General features: G+C 57.7%; 14 protein-coding genes and 1 pseudogene. 3 read left to right on the top strand and 12 right to left on the bottom strand.

Going from position 1 to position 16,361, the window contains the following annotated elements; translation table 11 throughout:
- Positions 1 to 8: 8 nt before the first annotated feature.
- From prpB to GV035_RS02220, 5 genes are all read right to left on the bottom strand, one after another.
- Positions 9 to 884: a methylisocitrate lyase gene (prpB, locus tag GV035_RS02240; protein ID WP_159834922.1), complete on the bottom strand. Its 876-nt coding sequence runs from the start codon at positions 882 to 884 to the stop codon at positions 9 to 11.
- Positions 885 to 1,300: 416 nt separating this feature from the next.
- A complete protein-coding gene (locus GV035_RS02235; RefSeq protein WP_159832972.1) occupies positions 1,301 to 2,059 on the bottom strand; it encodes a glucose 1-dehydrogenase in 759 nt (252 codons plus the stop codon).
- A gap of 155 nt (positions 2,060 to 2,214) precedes the next feature.
- Positions 2,215 to 3,456, bottom strand: a complete 1,242-nt coding sequence (locus tag GV035_RS02230; RefSeq protein WP_159832970.1) for a cytochrome P450 — start codon at positions 3,454 to 3,456, stop codon at positions 2,215 to 2,217.
- A 225-nt stretch (positions 3,457 to 3,681) separates the two neighbouring features.
- Positions 3,682 to 4,899 (bottom strand): porin, encoded by a 1,218-nt coding sequence (locus tag GV035_RS02225; protein ID WP_159832968.1) that lies wholly within the window; start codon positions 4,897 to 4,899, stop codon positions 3,682 to 3,684.
- A gap of 439 nt (positions 4,900 to 5,338) precedes the next feature.
- Positions 5,339 to 5,854: a CoA transferase gene (locus tag GV035_RS02220; protein WP_236572530.1), complete on the bottom strand. Its 516-nt coding sequence runs from the start codon at positions 5,852 to 5,854 to the stop codon at positions 5,339 to 5,341.
- A 417-nt stretch (positions 5,855 to 6,271) separates the two neighbouring features.
- Here GV035_RS02220 and GV035_RS02215 point away from each other — a divergent pair.
- Both GV035_RS02215 and GV035_RS02210 read left to right on the top strand, forming a co-directional pair.
- Positions 6,272 to 6,782 (top strand): annotated as a pseudogene (locus GV035_RS02215) (transposase); the annotation flags it as partial.
- A gap of 224 nt (positions 6,783 to 7,006) precedes the next feature.
- Complete coding sequence (locus tag GV035_RS02210; RefSeq protein ID WP_236572395.1) at positions 7,007 to 8,173, top strand: multidrug effflux MFS transporter; 1,167 nt, start codon at positions 7,007 to 7,009, stop codon at positions 8,171 to 8,173.
- 694 nt (positions 8,174 to 8,867) lie between these two features.
- On the opposite strand, the gene GV035_RS02205 is transcribed toward GV035_RS02210, so the two are convergent.
- The 6 genes from GV035_RS02205 to GV035_RS02180 form a co-directional block, all read right to left on the bottom strand.
- Positions 8,868 to 9,566: a FadR/GntR family transcriptional regulator gene (locus GV035_RS02205; protein WP_236572394.1), complete on the bottom strand. Its 699-nt coding sequence runs from the start codon at positions 9,564 to 9,566 to the stop codon at positions 8,868 to 8,870.
- A gap of 262 nt (positions 9,567 to 9,828) precedes the next feature.
- The gene (locus GV035_RS02200) at positions 9,829 to 10,134 is read right to left on the bottom strand and encodes a DUF4148 domain-containing protein (protein WP_159832960.1); all 306 of its coding nucleotides are present in this window, start codon (positions 10,132 to 10,134) and stop codon (positions 9,829 to 9,831) included.
- Between the two features lie 247 nt (positions 10,135 to 10,381).
- Positions 10,382 to 10,579, bottom strand: a complete 198-nt coding sequence (locus tag GV035_RS02195) for a hypothetical protein (protein WP_236572393.1) — start codon at positions 10,577 to 10,579, stop codon at positions 10,382 to 10,384.
- The gene (locus GV035_RS02190) at positions 10,572 to 11,456 is read right to left on the bottom strand and encodes an SDR family NAD(P)-dependent oxidoreductase (protein ID WP_236572392.1); all 885 of its coding nucleotides are present in this window, start codon (positions 11,454 to 11,456) and stop codon (positions 10,572 to 10,574) included. The genes GV035_RS02195 and GV035_RS02190 overlap by 8 nt, the downstream gene beginning before the upstream one ends.
- A gap of 67 nt (positions 11,457 to 11,523) precedes the next feature.
- Entirely contained in the window at positions 11,524 to 12,438 is a 915-nt protein-coding gene (locus GV035_RS02185) for a LysR family transcriptional regulator (RefSeq protein WP_159832958.1), read from the bottom strand.
- Positions 12,439 to 12,798: 360 nt separating this feature from the next.
- Positions 12,799 to 13,518 (bottom strand): glutathione S-transferase C-terminal domain-containing protein, encoded by a 720-nt coding sequence (locus GV035_RS02180; RefSeq protein ID WP_159834920.1) that lies wholly within the window; start codon positions 13,516 to 13,518, stop codon positions 12,799 to 12,801.
- A 1,213-nt stretch (positions 13,519 to 14,731) separates the two neighbouring features.
- Between GV035_RS02180 and GV035_RS02175 the strand changes: the two genes are divergently transcribed.
- Positions 14,732 to 15,466, top strand: coding sequence for a Crp/Fnr family transcriptional regulator (locus GV035_RS02175; RefSeq protein WP_159832956.1), 735 nt, complete (start codon positions 14,732 to 14,734; stop codon positions 15,464 to 15,466).
- A gap of 364 nt (positions 15,467 to 15,830) precedes the next feature.
- Here the strand turns inward: GV035_RS02175 and flgM are convergent, their stop codons facing one another.
- On the bottom strand, positions 15,831 to 16,166 hold the full coding sequence (gene flgM, locus GV035_RS02170; protein ID WP_159832954.1) for a flagellar biosynthesis anti-sigma factor FlgM: 336 nt from the start codon (positions 16,164 to 16,166) through the stop codon (positions 15,831 to 15,833).
- Positions 16,167 to 16,361 lie beyond the last annotated feature (195 nt).

The raw sequence follows: 16,361 nt of genomic DNA, 5'->3' as shown, positions 1-16,361 counted from the left end.
AACCAAAGCTATTTCTGAGTTGCGAACAGCTGATCCAACTTGTCTTCGTAGGCGTGATAGCCGAGATACTGGTAGAGGTCCGCGCGAGTCTGCATCGTTTCCACGGCAGCCTTTTGCGTGCCGTCGCGCTTCACCGTCTCGTAGAAGTCAAGCGCCGCCGCATTCATTGCCCGATAAGCGCCGCAACAATACAACGCAATATCGACATTCACCAATTTCAGTTCGTCGACAGTGAATTGGGGTGTCGAGCCGAACTCCGTCAGATTCGCCAGGATTGGCACACCCACTGCTTCTTTGAAGCGGCGGTAGTCGTCCAACGTTTTCATCGCCTCGGGAAAGATCATGTCGGCGCCCGCTTCGACATATGCGAGCGCGCGCTCAATCGCTGCGTCTATCCCTTCTGCGGCTGCCGCGTCGGTTCGAGCCATGATGACGAACGTTTCCTCGGTCCGGGCGTCGACGGCGGCTTTCACTCGATCAGCCATCTCAGACGTTGATACGCATTCCTTGCCTGGTCGATGCCCGCATCGCTTTTGTCCAACTTGGTCCTCGATGTGAATTGCCGCCACGCCCGCCTTAATAAACGAACGGACCGTGCGCGCAATGTTGAACGCGCCGCCCCAACCCGTATCGATATCGACGAGCAGTGGCAGAGAGGATGCATCGGTAATACGACGCGCATCGGTCAAAACATCCTCCATTGTGCTAATGCCCAAATCCGGCACGCCTAGCGAATTTGCAGCTACACCGCCACCTGAAAGATACAACGCCTTGAAACCGACCGCTTTTGCCATTTTCGCTGCATAAGCGGTAATTGCGCCAACTATCTGCAAGGGCGCGTCGCATTGAACCGCAAGACGAAAACGGGAACCGGCACTCGACATCGCATTAAGATCTGAACTCACTTCGTTTCCTTCGTAAGAATCCTGCACAACGTTCGGACATCCACGCCACAAAAATGTGATTCGTCATCTCGCAAGCTCAAGCCGACGCTTGCGCCGAACAGCGGGCGATGCCATCGAGCGATCCCTGGCGATGCGGATGGCATCATAGAAGTCACGTTCCGTCGCAAGGTGCTTATGGTCGACGCTTATGAGCCACCCCGCCTCTGAACGACACCAACGCAGGCGTCCCTCCTCATAGACAGACGAGAACCAACGCCAGATTGCTGCATCGTAGGCGTTTGCGGTGTTTGCAGCAGCAGTACGTACCTGGCTCAAATCTGTTTGCATGTCTGTCATTCGATGGAACCACGTGAGCGCGACAACCATTAAGCTTCAAGTCGTTACCCAATCAAACCTTATCGCGCAGTTGCACCGCCGTCCACGGGAAGTGCGACGCCGACAACGAACGAAGCCGCATCAGAGCAAAGCCACACGACAGCTTCTGCAATTTCCTCAGGTTGAGCAACCCGCCCGAGTGGATTGGCCAACTTCGCGCGCGTAGCCAGCTCATCGCCAAATCGTGTACGCGTTAGCGCGGTTTCGACGAGACCCGGGCACACTGCATTGACGCGAATGCCTTTAGAGGCAAATTCGATTGCCGCGGCCTTCGTCAATCCGACGACTCCGTGCTTTGCCGCCCCATACACACCGTCCGATGGCACCCCAACCAACGCAGACCGCGAAGCGTTGTTCACGATGGAACCTTTACCTTCGGTAAGCATATGATCAAGCTCCGCCTTCATGCAGTGCCAGACCCCTTCGAGATTAACCGACATGACGCGGTCCCAGTTTTCTTGTGTCGACGTGCGTAGGCTCGCGGCCCGATCAGGAACGCCCGCGTTGTTGAATGCCATGTCGAGCGCACCAAAATGTTCGACAGTGGATTGGACCATCGCTCTTACCGATGCCGCGTCCGCCACGTTCACTCTAATGAACACTGCTTTACCATCGCACTGGGACTCAATGTCTTTTACCACCTGCTCGCCGCCCGCCACGTCGGCATCCGCAATTGCAACAGCCACTCCATTACGCGCGAACGCGATAGCAGCCGCGCGACCGATCCCAGAGGCACCGCCCGTTACGAGGGCCACTTTCGAACTTAGTCGTAGATTCATATACGCCGCCTCATTGTGCGCAACGCCCATACTCGATCATCCCGTGATTGCGAGGTTGATTAACAGGCAACGAGTGGGTGAAGCATTCCGTCGATGCGTTCGAAAGAGGCTCTGTCTCATCTTCGTCGCATCGCTCGGAATGTGATCTTCCAGGCCTACCACCGGACAGGCAACGCCCGCAAACCGTAGACGAATGACTTATCCTTGAAAGGCAGCTCTTCCTCGGGTACGGCCAGTTGAAGGTCGGGGAATCGTTTGAAAATCGTTTCAAAAACCACCTGGAGTTCGAGACGGGCGAGTGGTTGCCCAAGGCACTGATGAATGCCGAACGAGAAGGCAACGTGCGACTGGTCCTTCGTATCTCGCCGGATATCGAAGTGCTCTGGATTGGGGAAAGCGGCCGGATCATGATTGGCTGCATGCAGCAGCGCCAAAACGCCTTCGCCTTTTCGGATTAGCTGTCCGCCGATCATGACGTCTTGTGTGGCGACCCGATTTGAGTTCATGTGCGTGATCGAGTGGAACCGCAGCATTTCTTCAACAGCGCCTTTTACAAGCGACGCATCAGCCATCAAGGCCGCCCGTTGGTCGGGGTGCTTGAAAAGACTTAAAAGCCCTAGGCCGATCTGGTTCGCCGTCGTCTCGTGACCTGCAAGATAAAGTAACGTCGCCATTTGGACTGCGTCCGCATGAGACACCCTGCCTGGATTGATCCACTCGACTGCCATCCGGCTAAGCAGGTCGTTGCCATCACCGGGATTAGCTTCTTTCTCCCGAAGCAACCCGTCGATATACCGAGCCATATTGGTGGCCGACTGCGTCAGTTCTTCCGGGGCTATCGACAGATCCATCCGATCGGCACTCCACTTTTGCAGCTTGCCGTGGTCACCGTATGGAACCCCGAGCATGATCGATATAACGAGCGATGGAAGGGGCAACGCCACAGATTCGATGAAGTCGGCTGGCGCGCCTTTTTGCTCCATCTCATCAAGGAGGTGATCGAGCGATTGCTGGACCAGCGGCCTCAGCTCCTGCATGCGTTTCGCCATGAACTCTTTGGTGAGCGTGCGACGATACTGACCGTGCTCCGGTGGATCCATGGTAATGAAGGTCTGATACGACTTCGACTGCGCGGCCCGCGAGGGCGAGACGAACGGAAAGCCTTCGGTCAACGGCGACGCGCTGAAGTGCGGACTAGTCATTACTTCGCGGAAGTGTTCCATGTCAGTGATCAGCCAAGCAAGATTGCCGTCCCACAGCTTGACCCTAGCAATCGGACTCTCCTTGCGGAGAGCTGCGTACTGAGGCGGAGGATTCAGCGGACTTTTATTGTCTCGTGGCCACGGGAAAATGGCTTGCGCGAACGGACAAGTCTTACTCGCTTCATTGGTCGACATATCTTCCGAACCTCTTCAGTTGATTGAACAAAACAAGAAAGTGATTGAGAGCCGTTTGCGCCTCAAAAGGTTGCTGGAGTTAATCTAGTCAATGCACGGTTCCACGTCGTTGAGACATGGTGAAACCTCAACGGCGACCGCTCGCGTCAATCCCGGACGCGTGGGCGGGCGCCTCGCCTCATAACTCGCATCGCCACTACCAACAAGGCATCCGCAACACGTGTCTTAGAACAGATGCCTCATGCCCACACGCAGTACGACCTGTCGCGACGTGTTAGACGGCGTAATCGTCAAATACGATGCAACCGCGTGTTGTCCAGTCGAGTCAACGCCAGACGCTATCTGATAGTTCGCCATGAAATACACGTCTGTACGCTTCGACAACAGATAGTCGACTGTGGCGTTGAACAGGTGATACTTGGCTCCCTCCTTCCCATCAATCGCCCCGCCCACAAGATAATCGTACGAACCATTCAGCCAAAAGAACGGTGTCAGCGCGTAGCGCACGAAGGCGGAGTAACTATTGAAAGAGGCGTTCCCTGTATAGCCGCGAGGATTTGTCAGCGCGAGGGTTCCGGAGGACGGGTCATTCAGGTCTCGAAAGCTAATGTGAGAATAGTTCGCACCGACGGTCGCGCGGGAGAACGCGTACTGCACGGCCGCGCCCGTGACTTCATAATTCGAGGCTGAAGCGAATCCTCCATAGACGGGGTTCACCTGGACACCGTTAATCGAGCCTAAGTTGCTTGCAGTCGACGAACTATTGACGTTGTTTCCCCAAAACGATCGGTTCGGATCGCGTGCCTTTAGATATGCAGCGGCAGCTGTGAGGCCTCCGAAGCCGTATGAACCGCCAAACGAATAGACGCTGTTTGTCCCGAAGGACCCGGCTACTCCACCAAAGCTATAAAGCCCGCCGAACTTGAAACCACCATAGGTAATCGAAGTGAACTTGATCGCGTTATTGACGCGGTAAGTATTCCCGAAGTTATTGATGTCATTACCATGCAATGAATAGGTTCCATTGCCCACTGCACCGGTGATCGGTCCAATGAAGTCGACTACCGAATCGTACTGACGTCCTAAGGTAATAGTTCCATACGGTGACGAAAGACCGACATACGCCTGCCGACCGAAAAGGTCGCCCCCTTGCTGGAACGCGCCCGTCCCAACATCGAACCCACTTTCGAGCACGAAGATGGCCTTATAGCCGCCGCCGAGATCCTCCGTCCCTCGCAGCCCCCATCGATTGCCCTGCATAATACTGCTGCTCATCGTATATTGATGCCGTCCCGTGCGCCCGCCGGGCACCGCGGTTTGCGCATTGTTGACGAAGTTAATGCCGAAATCGATCACGCCGTAGAGAGTGACGCTGCTTTGCGCTAACGCCGCCTCGGTCACCATGAGAACCGCAGAAGCGAATAACAACTTCGAGTACTTCATTCCTGTCTCCTTGTTTGATCTATTAGTTTTGCAACTGTCAGTGTCCCGGCGTTATCTTTGTCCTTCGTCCCAGACAGGATGTCCGGGCTCGATCACGCTTCCTTACTCCGGTATCGCTGAGGAGCTTACCGGCGACGTGGATCGCGTGAGGATTGTTACGGCTTCCGAGATCAGGATGCGACACGGCAGGCCCAAGATCTCGATTTCCTATTGCAAAGATGAGCGCTAGTCCGTCGTGGCTTTCCGGCTATGAGATTTCCGAGCCGCATCAACGGATCCCCTTGATACCTGTCAGGCCTATCAATAGAATCATCATGACCTTCTCCAATAGTTCGGGCGCTCTCGTCATTCTGTGAGGATTGCTAGTTGTGCTACCGCATTTCTGAAAGCCTCAGCACTAATGTCCTGGTTTTGCCAATAACTCGATCGGCCAATGGCCTCAACCGAGGAACAGTTCGCCGTTGCTCTGCCCCGGCGCTGCCGGAGGCCTGGAAAGCTTTAGCAAGCTACCATCGGAGCGACCCGGATACCGGACCTTCCGGACAGCACCTATCGGTGTCGGAGATTGAAGATAGAGTTCCTCGTGTATCACTTCAAAATCAGCCAGATGTGTGCTCGACCGGTTGGCTGGCCCAGCGGAAGAATCGAGTTTGCGAAAGCGCGCAAGCCACTCCGCTGTGGTTGTCTGCTTGAGCGGCTGGGCAATTCGCTGGAAGAATGTTTGCGTCAACACATTGCGGTCAAAGAAGCGATTCATTCCTTCTCTCGACTCGGGATAAGCCGCTGCGTCGATCGTTGCGCTGAACTGTTTGCCGGATACGGGAGAAAGAACCCTATATCCGTCACTTGTCGCAAGCACAGGTTGGGGCGCGCGCTTCACCGATCGGGTGTTGTCAATGAATTTCTGGTTATGGAACGTGCGCCGAATATTGTAGTAAGTAATATTATCCAGCATCGACGTTTCAAGCCGAACGTTCCATTGCTTCGCTCGCGCAAGATGACCGGCGGAATATTCCCCAATCGCGCCGCCTCCGAAAAGACATGTCTTCAGCATGTGCCGCTCGCTCGCAGACCAGTTGAGACGAACACCTCGACGTGCTCCATTACCAACTATGAGCTCCGACAGGACCCGTTGGTACACACCATACGGCGTGTTCGAGCGTAGGGAAAATATTAAAAAACGATAGATTGAGCAGATCCTGCGATAGGTTCGCTCGGCGTGATTGATTCTTGCGGCCGACTCGGCGATGAGCGGGGCAGGAACATCCCATTTCTTTGCTCGGCTGCACGCGCTACTCAATAGGTGACGGAGGGACAAGCCAGCGTCGTTGCGCAGCGCGTCCTTACTCGCGCGATGCACCAGCTCAACAGGGAGCAGCCCAAGACGGTCCTGACGACCAACGGTGAACTGAGACTGGATATTCCGCGTGACCGGCGGGACACATTCGAGCCGCAGCTCGTGGGCAACTATCAGCGCCGGCCGCTCTGTTCCGACGTTCATGTCATCAGTACGTACGCGCGCGGCATGCGCATGTGCGAGATCCAGGATGATTTGCTGGACCGTACGGGCCAAAAGTGTGGCCTGACTTGATTTCGACTGTCGCCGACGAAGTACTGGCGAGGTCGAGCAGTGGCAGCAACGCCCGCTCGAACCGATGTATTCCATCGTGTTTCTAGACGCGCTGCGATCAAAGAGCCGCGACGAGAGCACGGTGAAGAACAAGGCCTAGCACTGCGCAGCCGGGCTGACTGCCGCAAGGTAGTGCTGGGGGATGTGAATCGAACAGACCGAAGGCGCGAACTTTGGGCTGAAGGTCTTCAACGAGTTGAAGAGTCGACACCTGCATGACATCCTGAACGCCGTCGAGCTCTTGAGAGGATATTGCTCTGGTACGTGGCTAATGTTCTTCGTCTTATTGGATCGGAAAAACGTATTGGCGCCAACGTCTTGCAGCGAGCTAGTCTGCACACTCGCCGTCCGAACATTCGTTGCCGTCGATGACGCGGCTACATTGAATGCGCCTACTCAACCCGAAGATGACCATACATGGGCCTTCTCACATCCCCCGTTGATCGCTTGTCCCGGCCCCCCGGCCTTGTGCTACTAGTGTCGATCACCATGTCGGGCACCTTTCCGATCCACCTTTTCGTTCCGGCGCTTCCCGGGGTAGTAAGTGAATTTCACGCAACGGCAGCAGCGGCTCAACTTACCATTACGCTGTATATCGTCGGTCTATCCGTCGGTCAACTGGTGTACGGGCCCATTTCAGATCGCTTCGGACGTAGACCGGTTCTCCTGCTTGGCCTCGCCCTATATACGGTAGCAAGCGTTTCGGCGGCGCTGAGCCCCTCTCTCGGCGCGCTCGTTGCAGCGCGCGTGGCGGAGGCGCTCGGCGGCTGCGTGGGCCTTGTTCTGGGCCGAGCGATCGCGCGCGACGGCATTGCTCCACACCTGGTCACACGTCGCCTAGCCATACTGAGCCTTGCCATGTCACTTTCGCCTGCGCTCGCGCCGATGATCGGCGCGCAACTCGCCGAGGCGTTCGGATGGCGCTGGGTCCTGGGCGCATTGAGCATCACGAGTGGCCTTGTCGTCTGCGTGACGGCGCTGTCGTTGCCCGAAACCCATGCCGTACGTTCCCAGCGGCCAGCGCGTGCGTATGCCCTAAGCTACCTTGCTCTGCTGCGCTCCAGAGCCTTCACCTCTCACGCGCTAGGTGGAGCCTTCGCGACAACGAGCTTTTTCGCTTTCGTTGCAGCGTCCCCCTTCATATTCATACAGCAGCTCGGTGTATCAACGCGCGCCTTCGGCTTTGTATATCTGTGTGTGATTCTTGGCCTTGGATGCGGCAGTCTAGCCGCGAAGTACATTGCAGGTCGAATGCCTGCAACGCGTGTACTCGTATCCGCGGCGGCAATCATGATCATCGCGTCTTTGGGATTGCTGGTTGCTTTTTTTGCGCGTGTTTTTACGCCGGCCGTAGTCACCTTTGCGATGCTCGTCTTCATATTTGGCACAGGCCTGGCTAGCCCGTTCGCGCTTTCTGGAGCAATCAACTCGGACGCGGCGTTCGCCGGCTCTGCGTCAGGTCTCTATGGCTTCATACAGATGGGGTTTGGTGCTCTGTGCACAGGACTCGTCGCGCTCGGGGGTAGTAATCCAGCGATTCCAATGATCCTGGTTTTAGTCGTCGCAAGCGTGGCGTCATTGATCGCTTTCTCGCTTATTGAACGCGACGTCGCCGGCCGCTTAAGAAGCCGACCATGCTCGTGAAGACGGTGCTACGCCAAGGCAGAGCTCGCTACGACAAACGTTGGTTGACAGTTGCAAGCGACACTGAAATAAAACGATGCATGGCGCGAAAGACTACACCGAATCGATGTTAACGAGGTCAAGGCTGAACGAATTCACGCCGGCCGGCAACGCGCTACGACTGAGTCGGCTGCTGTTACCACGAAGCGCTTCTTCGCATGGATGTTCTCTCGTGCATGAGATCGGACTGACTGCTGATGATGACATCCGTCTTTCCGAATGAGACCGTGGAGACTGCACGCGGGGCCGCCATCTGCATGAAAGCGTGTCAAGTGTCGATGGCGCGCTCATCCAGCCCTAGGCGAGGCAAAAATGGCATTGTGCACAAGACGAAGTCAGATAACGACTCGCCACCCGACGGCGACGCGGGTTGTAACCCTGGCAGAAGGGCTGTCGCAGGCGGCACCTAGTACACTTGCGTAGCACTTCTGAATATTGCTACCAGTTGACAATCTATCGAACACTGTCTCGAATCTTGTCTTTTGCACTTACATCGAAGGTTGTTCGGCAGGTGCTACTCGATCGCAGTCGAACGAAGTAGGATCGTTCTGCTTCGTCCTATTCCACTCATCGTTCTAAAACAGCTGCTGCGCCGGGAGCAAAAGCTGTTCGATCCGCTGTTTGCCGCTGGAAGACGGAAGAGCACCGCTTGGTCTTATTGTCTGCGCTGGGCGACTGCGTACCTGTAGCGCGAGTCAACGTCCTTCAGGTGGGCTTTCATTGCGGCGACTGCTTTAGTGACTGCCCCCTCCTCGATTGCATCCACAATGGTTTGCCGTTCGCGTAGTGAGAAATCAGCGGCTTCTATGCCGACATCCGCTGCAAACTGCGATGCAATTCCCATCACAGTCTCCGTCATTAACACAAGCAGAGCGTTCTGGCTGCATTCGGCCAGTGCGATGTGAAATTTGGCCGCGACAACGAGGCCACTGTGCAGGTCGCCTTCATCGACGGTCTGCGCGAGGAGCCTGAGGTGTTCCCGCAAGTTCTCAAGATTTGCTTTGGTGCGACGTTCACAAGCCGCGCGCACCACTATTTCGCCCATCCAGAGTCGCACCTCAGCGATTTCGCTAACCTGGCCACCCCGAATACGGAGGACGTCGCCTAGGCCTGAGACATTGGCGCTCAGACCACCATTGCTGATGAACGCACCGCCTGTATGGCCTTTTTTTATTGTGACAACACCGCTCGCTTCCAACACACGTAGCGATTCACGGACAACGTTTCGGCTGACGCCCAGTTGCGCCGCCAGCTCACGCTCACTGGGGAGTTTGTCGCCCGGCACCAGCTCCCCAGAATTAAGCCTCAGACGGATATCTTCGACAATCTTGTCACCGACGCCAGTTGACAGCATTGGAGACGTGGCCGATAAGCTTCCGATCCCGCGGCTGGGCCGCTCGTCGCGGGTCAACTTGATCGTAGTCGCATCGGAGTTTCGCACGTGGAAGACCTTGTATTGCCGCGTTTGAGAGGTGACGTAAGGCTGTCACATAAGTCCGGTGGTCGTCGGCATCCTCTGTCGGCAAGCCGGAGCAGCAACTGAACCCTTGCAACAACTCTACCGCGACGCTCTGTCTACCGTCGTCGACGCCTACCACGCTGCGCTTCTCAACAGTTCAGAGACCGAAGTACACCGATTGAGTGGTACTAAGAGACGCGGGCCGACCAACTTGAAATGAGCCGCTCGACGACGAGCCGTAGCCAGTGGTATGTGCGTCCCGCGTCTGCGGCGTCGCGGCCAAAGATCCGGCCCCGCCCGGGACGCTCGACGGATAACCCGGAGTGTAGCCGGGTCCTTCAAGTGCCAAGAGCTCGGCGCGAACTTCTGCCCGCTGAATCGGCGCGTTCTGCTGCTGAGCCCATGCCAGAGCGGGAACCACCAAGACAAGACTTGCCGCGACGGGCTTTAGAAAGAGTTTCATGTCAGATCCCTATAAATGATTCATTGGCACTACCATTGGATGAAGTGTATCGGTAATTCCACAGGGAAAACACCTAATCTGCAACATACGTTGTTACGCAAATTGCAACAAAGCAAGGGCGAAGACGCCGAAGCGTTTCCCCCGACGCGAACGGCCGCCATCTCGACGAGTGCCGACCGGCGATCGTAGGACGTTCGTTGAGCCGCCTCGCGACGGCGTCCAGTTTGGCCTCCGAGTGGGCAATAGATCAGTACCTCGATGACGTCTCGATCGCGTAGCGCGGAAACGGCAGTTGCCGGTCGTCGAAGAGCGGTTCGAGCAGCGAGCGCATCGGCAACGCGGCTTGCGGCACGATCCACGGATTGCCCGTCAGATCGTCGAGTTCGACGCGCTCGGCACGCGCGAGCGGGTCCGCGCCATCGCCTTGGCGGCCCGGCTCAGGCAATCCATCCGCCGTCGACCGTCAGGCTCTCCCCGGTCGTATAGCCTGCTTCAGGGCTCGCCAGATAAGCGACGGCCGCGGCGATTTCTTCCGGTTTTCCAAAGCGGCCAACGCTTGCGAGCTTTGTCATCGTTGCGTGGTCTTCCGTGCCGGGTTGCGGAGCGAGTTCTGTATCGATCGGGCCGGGCTGGACGGCATTCACGGTTACGCCGAATTTCCCGACTTCACGCGACAACCCGCGCGTAAAGCCTCTGATGGCGAACTTCGAGGCGATGTAAAGCGTCACGCCAGGCAAGGGCGCGGCTTCACCGAAAGCCGAGCCCACGTTGATGATGCGCCCCCAGCCGGCTGTGACCATGCGCGCTGCCGCGTCTTTTGCCAGTTCGATCGGCGCGCGGACATTAAGGTTGAAGTGCGTGTCGTAGGACGTGTCCGACGAATCGAGGAACGGCCCATATTCGACTGTGCCAGCGTTATTGACGAGAATATCGAGCCGCCCTTCGAAGCGGCCGCCGAACGCACTGTTCAGCGACTCAATAAGGCTCTTGACGCCTTCTGGCTGCGACAAGTTGGCGCCGACAGTTTCAGCCTCGCCGCCGGCATCGCGAATTTCCTTGGCGACGGCTTCGGCCCGCGCGGCACTCGACGCGTAGTGAACGATGACGGATGCGCCGTCGCGCGCAAGACGCGCCGCAATAGCTGCGCCGATTCCACGCGAAGCGCCCGTCACGAGAGCAAGTTTGCCTTTCAGAGCTTGGGTCATGTTTTTTCTCAACGGTAAGTTTTGAAGCGTCCTCCGGTTTGAACTGCCGGAAGGGACTGCTGCATCGAAGCCAATGTTTCGTGCATTGGTTGATGCGTATCCTCCGCTGAGGCGCAATCGCCCGGTAGCCGCGGGCGCGGAATAGCACCTATTCCTGCTGCGAGGGGGCAAAGGTGCGTAACGTTTAGCCGGTCAGGCCCGCGCCAGAGATGCGCTCATTGAGGAGTTGCTCGACGAACGCGACGAAGGCGCGCGCCTTCGTGGTTGCCATGCGACCGGTCGGGAAAACCGCCCACAGCTCGATCGGCGGCAACGACCAGTCAGTCAGGACGGCCTGAACCGTGCCGTTCGCGAGTTCCGGGGCGAACATCCATTCCGAAGCGACGGCAACGCCCATGTGCCCGAGCACCGCCGTGCGCATGCCTTCAGCGGCGTTCACGCTTACCCGGCCGGACAAGGTCACGGTCGAGTCGGAGCCGTCACTGCGGCTGAACAACCACGATTCACCGCCGCCTCGCAGAGAGTAAACGACTGCCTGATGCCGGTTGAGCTCGACAGGTGTTCGAGGCACGCCGGCTTCGGCGAAATATGACGGTGTGCCGACGACGAACCGCCGCGCGCTGGAGATGCGACGCGCGGTCATGGTCGAATCCTCAAGCGCGCCCATACGCAATGCGACATCGACGCCCTCTCCAAGCAAATCGACGGATCGATCGTCAAGTACGATGTCGATGCTCAGATCAGGGTGCTGATCCAGAAAAGACTTGAGGGCTGGCAAGACATGCAGGCGGGCGAAAGTAACGGCTGCGCCGATGCGCAATCGTCCCGACAAGCCTTCCGACGACTCGCGCGCAGCCTGCTCGGCCTGATCGGCCTCATCGATGGCCCTGAGTGCGTGATCGTAGTAACGCTGACCGGCGTCCGTCGGCGCAAGGCCACGTGTCGATCGCAACAGCAGACAGGTGCCTAGACGTTCCTCCAGCTGTGCAATCGCTTTCGAGACGGCTGGCTGGCCGAGCTTCAGGCGGCGTGCGGCCGCAGAAAATGAACCCGCGTCAACAACTGTTACGAAAGTCTCCATCGCCGCCATACGGTCCATGTGCATCCTCTCTGGCAGGTCGTCAGTGGAAGCGCGCAGTGTAGCGAAATGACGACCTCCCAGACAGAGCACGCGTTGAACGGGGGCCGACCTCACCTAGGCGATCAGGTGCTGGGAGCCGCTTCTTTCTTGCTGCCCCGATGACAGCTTTCGTGTAGAAAGCGGCCCCTCGGAAGCTTGCTCAAAGGCGGCCTGGCGTCGCTGACTGGTCGGTCCTTGTTCAGGCGAAACCGTCAACGAAAGCGTGTAGGTCAAAAAGGCCCGGCCACACGAGAAAGTCCTTCAACCCTCGCTGGTTCGGCGAGACTGAAATCGCCCGCCCTTCCAGGAGGACAAGCAAAGACGGACAATTCGACGGCCCTAAGCGTCCCTACGATCGGGCTGACTCAGGGTAGCGACCCTCTCATGTATTGCCATGCAATGCCGGACGAGGCTCGGCCTCGACACTACGTAGCACTTCAACGGCGTATCAATGTCGTAGTAATAGATGTTTGCGACACAGCCGTAGATCGCGGCATCGACCGTGGCCGGCTCGGGCCCGAAGACAAAGCCGCTGTCGCCGAGCAGATCGGCTATGACGCGCAAATCGGCGATGCCGCGCTCGTACACCTGATCCGGCTCGTAGCGGCCGATGCCCTGATAGTGATAGCGCAGCCGGTTGTACTCGCTCGCGGCTTCGAGCGCACTCGCGGTGACTTCTGAGTGCGCCGCCATGAAGGCGGTGAAAAACGCCGGGCGAAAGCGCTCGTCGCGCCAGCGCGAGTAGCTCATCGGCCAATACAGGTCGTCCAGTGTGCGTCGCACGAAGAAGTCGAGATTCGCTTGCCCCGTTGAAAGTGCTCTGTCGATGCCAAGATCGTACTTATGCTTGAGATAGTTGATGATCGCATCGCTATCACCGATGGATTCGTCGCCGTCGACCAGATACGGCAACTGTCCTCGCGGCGCTGCTTTCGTATCAATGATGTGCTTGTGCTTGAAGTCCAGGCCGCACAAGCGCATGAATGCATAGACCTTCAGGCCGAACGGATTGTTATCGGCGACGCCGAACAGGTCCGGGTAGGAATAGAGCGTCGGCATAGAGCTCTCCCGTGAAATAGACATTAAGCGGCCGGCGCCGAGGGGCTTGTAGCCGGGCGCAGTCAACGATCGTGACACATGGATAGACGTTTCGATTGCGGCCCAGCGAACGCAAGTAGCTTCGGAGCAATCACTGACGCTGAAATGGCTCACTGGCAGTTCAGGCTCGCGAGCTTGCAACGTCTGTTCCAACGTTCAAAAACTCGCTAGTAGGATAGTTGTCCAGATCAGCAATAAGTTCGTTCGGAAGGCCGGCGCGAACAAGCCTGCTCGACTTGCCGCTACTGCCCCATGAACGGCGGCGGCTCCGATTGGAGCACGATGAGCAGCACGATAGGAGAGCGACCTGCACCCATTGCCGAGACGCAGGAACGTCGAACATGCCGTCTTGCATGATTGACGGGCGATCAAAGCGGCGCTGCACCCAAGGATGGCTGCCACACCAGCCTTCATATAGAACCGCCTCTTGCGCTCGCGAGCCTCCACGTAGACTGCGATCGCTTCCCATTGCAAGCTGGGCCTCGGTGTCGATAGCGGCTTCGAAAGTCGGTCGATGGGTCGCCGAACCAGCAACGGCGCCCGCGAAAAACTGCCCGACTGTGGTTGACACGCCAGTCAAAACCCATCGCGCTATCAGCGTCTTCGCCGCCGGGAGCTTCACGGCGACTCATGCATGCGTCGTCGCGTAATACCGGTTCAGAGACCGTGTTCTTGCAAGAATGCAACGTTTTTCGATCCACGTCTGCTCTGGCTTTAAGGCGTCGACGCCTGCTTCAGCGGCCGAAGCTGACTCCGTTATGGAACAATTTTAAAGGTCGGCTTAATTGCCTGTTCGACGCTGCTTTGCTGCAAAACTTTTCGCCTGGAAGCTGCGCAAACGTTAAAAACCGCTCAAGAAGCAACCGCCAAGGTCCGGTGTTGAAACTACGTCAGTTACTGTCGATTCAGAAATGAATCAAAAGCGCGGCAAACTCGCGATCTATAAAAACGGTCGGCGCTCAATCGCCCGCTGGTATGAGGTTTAGCGCGCTATGGCACGGCTCTCGCTTATGTATGACGAAGCACACAGAAATGGCTTGTTCTGTTTATCAGCGAACAGCCACGGTGCTACGGGGTCGGCCGCAAGACTTCGGTGAATCGGATCACGATCACATCAATGAAGCGCGGCCGCAGAAAACACAGCGTCAAGCGCATAGAGACCAAACGAGAGATTATGTTGACCCTTCAGTCGGACCTTCACGGAAATCATTTGTTGGGCGCCCTTCCCGCGCTCGACTGGCAAGCCATCGCAGCCGATCTCGAACTGGTTCAGCTGCGTGCTGGACAGGTGCTGTGCGATTCAGGCAAACGCATTCACCACGTCTACTTTCCGACGACAGCAGTCGTCACGCTGTTGCACACGATGGAAGACGGCGGCTGCGTCGAGGTCGCGGCAATCGGACGTGAAGGCATGACCGGCGTGCCGGTGCTGACGGGCGGCGATACCATGCCGACGCGCGTTCAGGTGCAGGTAGCGGGGTCGGCGTATCGCATGACCGCGAGCGCCCTGCGCGAACACTTCGGCCGCTCCGACCTCCTGCGACGCATCACGCTCTTGTACATGCAGGCACTGCTTACGCAAGTGGCGCAGACGGCTGCCTGCAATCGTCATCATTCGCTGAGCAAGCAACTGTGCCGATGGCTGCTGATTCAGGCGGACCGCACGCGGTCGGACGAAATGCGAGTGACGCAGCAGTTGATCGCGGACATGCTGGGTGTGCGTCGCGAAGGCGTTACCGAAGCAGTGGGAAAGCTGCACGATGCACGGCTTGTCCATAACACCCGCGGATGCATCAAGATACTTGACCGCGCCGCACTCGAGGCGCGCTCGTGCGAATGCTACGGCATCGTCAAGCGAGAGTTCGACCGGATGTTGCCGGGAACGCGTCAGGCAGAGGCTTTCGCGTAGGCACCGTGGCAACGGTGAGGACGGGCTGACCGACTCCGGCGAGCCGTCTCCACGGGCGACATGAATTGCTTGTCCATCGCTGGGACCGCTTCGGCCACGCGGTCGGCTTGGTCGAAGCTCCGTAAGTCTCATCAGCGATGGCCTACAGCATCGATACTTCGAGCATCGCTCGTAAAACGGACCCGCAGCGGCATCAACGCCACCGCCGCTTGTTCTTCCGACGACGGCACGCCTGCCTAGATCGTTGCGGGCGTTACAGGTTCACCTGCGCGCGGGCTGCCTTCGTCGCAGAGGCTAAAGGCCCGCATCGGTGGGTTTTCGGAGGCACGGATCACGGCGACGATGTTTGCAGCTTTATCGAATGCTAGTGCGCCAATCCGCTTCTCGCCCCCGTTCCGCTCGACGTCGTCGCGAGAAAATCCCGTGCCGTACGCAGCATTCCGTTCGCCACCGCTGCTGAATCGACCGTGTAAGTGCCGCGTTGCAGTGCAGCCTTGATGGACTGGACCTTGGCGGTATCCATATCCGACAGGCTGGCCGCGACGCCCGCGACCGACGACAGGTTGACCGCCGAACTACCCATCGCGACTGCCCCAGCCTTCCGGACGCTGCCGGCGGTCTCATCAGTATTGTTAGTCGTTGCGCGTCGAACGTTGATTTGACGCATGGTGTCTGTGCCGTTGCTCGTTTGAATCTTCATGGTTGGTTTCTCGCTTAGTTATGTTTTTTAACGGTGCTTGCGTTGAAACCTTTACCGTCCGAGGCGCGCAGGCGCGCTGTGAAGCCACGACGAACGCCGCAGAGCCCCGCCCCACAAGGCCCCCCGCAATTGCAACAGTTTGAAACAAAGTGTGACTAAGCATCCCCGAACCATCCAGACGGCCGCGCGAGCCGC

It is taken from the genome of Burkholderia sp. 8Y, from assembly GCF_902506145.1.
Taxonomy (GTDB): Bacteria; Pseudomonadota; Gammaproteobacteria; order Burkholderiales; family Burkholderiaceae; genus Caballeronia.
Note: the sequence above shows the minus strand (reverse complement) of the source record. Positions and strands in the feature narration are given on the sequence as shown.

Excerpts from the sequence above, each read along its gene's own strand:
- prpB (WP_159834922.1), bottom strand. The coding sequence starts at position 884 with ATGTCGAGTGCCGGTTCCCGTTTTCGTCTTGCGGTTCAATGCGACGCG.
- GV035_RS02235 (WP_159832972.1), bottom strand. The coding sequence starts at position 2,059 with ATGAATCTACGACTAAGTTCGAAAGTGGCCCTCGTAACGGGCGGTGCC.
- GV035_RS02230 (WP_159832970.1), bottom strand. The coding sequence starts at position 3,456 with ATGTCGACCAATGAAGCGAGTAAGACTTGTCCGTTCGCGCAAGCCATT.
- GV035_RS02225 (WP_159832968.1), bottom strand. The coding sequence starts at position 4,899 with ATGAAGTACTCGAAGTTGTTATTCGCTTCTGCGGTTCTCATGGTGACC.
- GV035_RS02220 (WP_236572530.1), bottom strand. The coding sequence starts at position 5,854 with ATGCTGGATAATATTACTTACTACAATATTCGGCGCACGTTCCATAAC.
- GV035_RS02205 (WP_236572394.1), bottom strand. The coding sequence starts at position 9,566 with ATGCTGTCAACTGGCGTCGGTGACAAGATTGTCGAAGATATCCGTCTG.
- GV035_RS02200 (WP_159832960.1), bottom strand. The coding sequence starts at position 10,134 with ATGAAACTCTTTCTAAAGCCCGTCGCGGCAAGTCTTGTCTTGGTGGTT.
- GV035_RS02185 (WP_159832958.1), bottom strand. The coding sequence starts at position 12,438 with ATGGACCGTATGGCGGCGATGGAGACTTTCGTAACAGTTGTTGACGCG.
- GV035_RS02180 (WP_159834920.1), bottom strand. The coding sequence starts at position 13,518 with ATGCCGACGCTCTATTCCTACCCGGACCTGTTCGGCGTCGCCGATAAC.
- GV035_RS02175 (WP_159832956.1), top strand. The coding sequence starts at position 14,732 with ATGTTGACCCTTCAGTCGGACCTTCACGGAAATCATTTGTTGGGCGCC.
- flgM (WP_159832954.1), bottom strand. The coding sequence starts at position 16,166 with ATGAAGATTCAAACGAGCAACGGCACAGACACCATGCGTCAAATCAAC.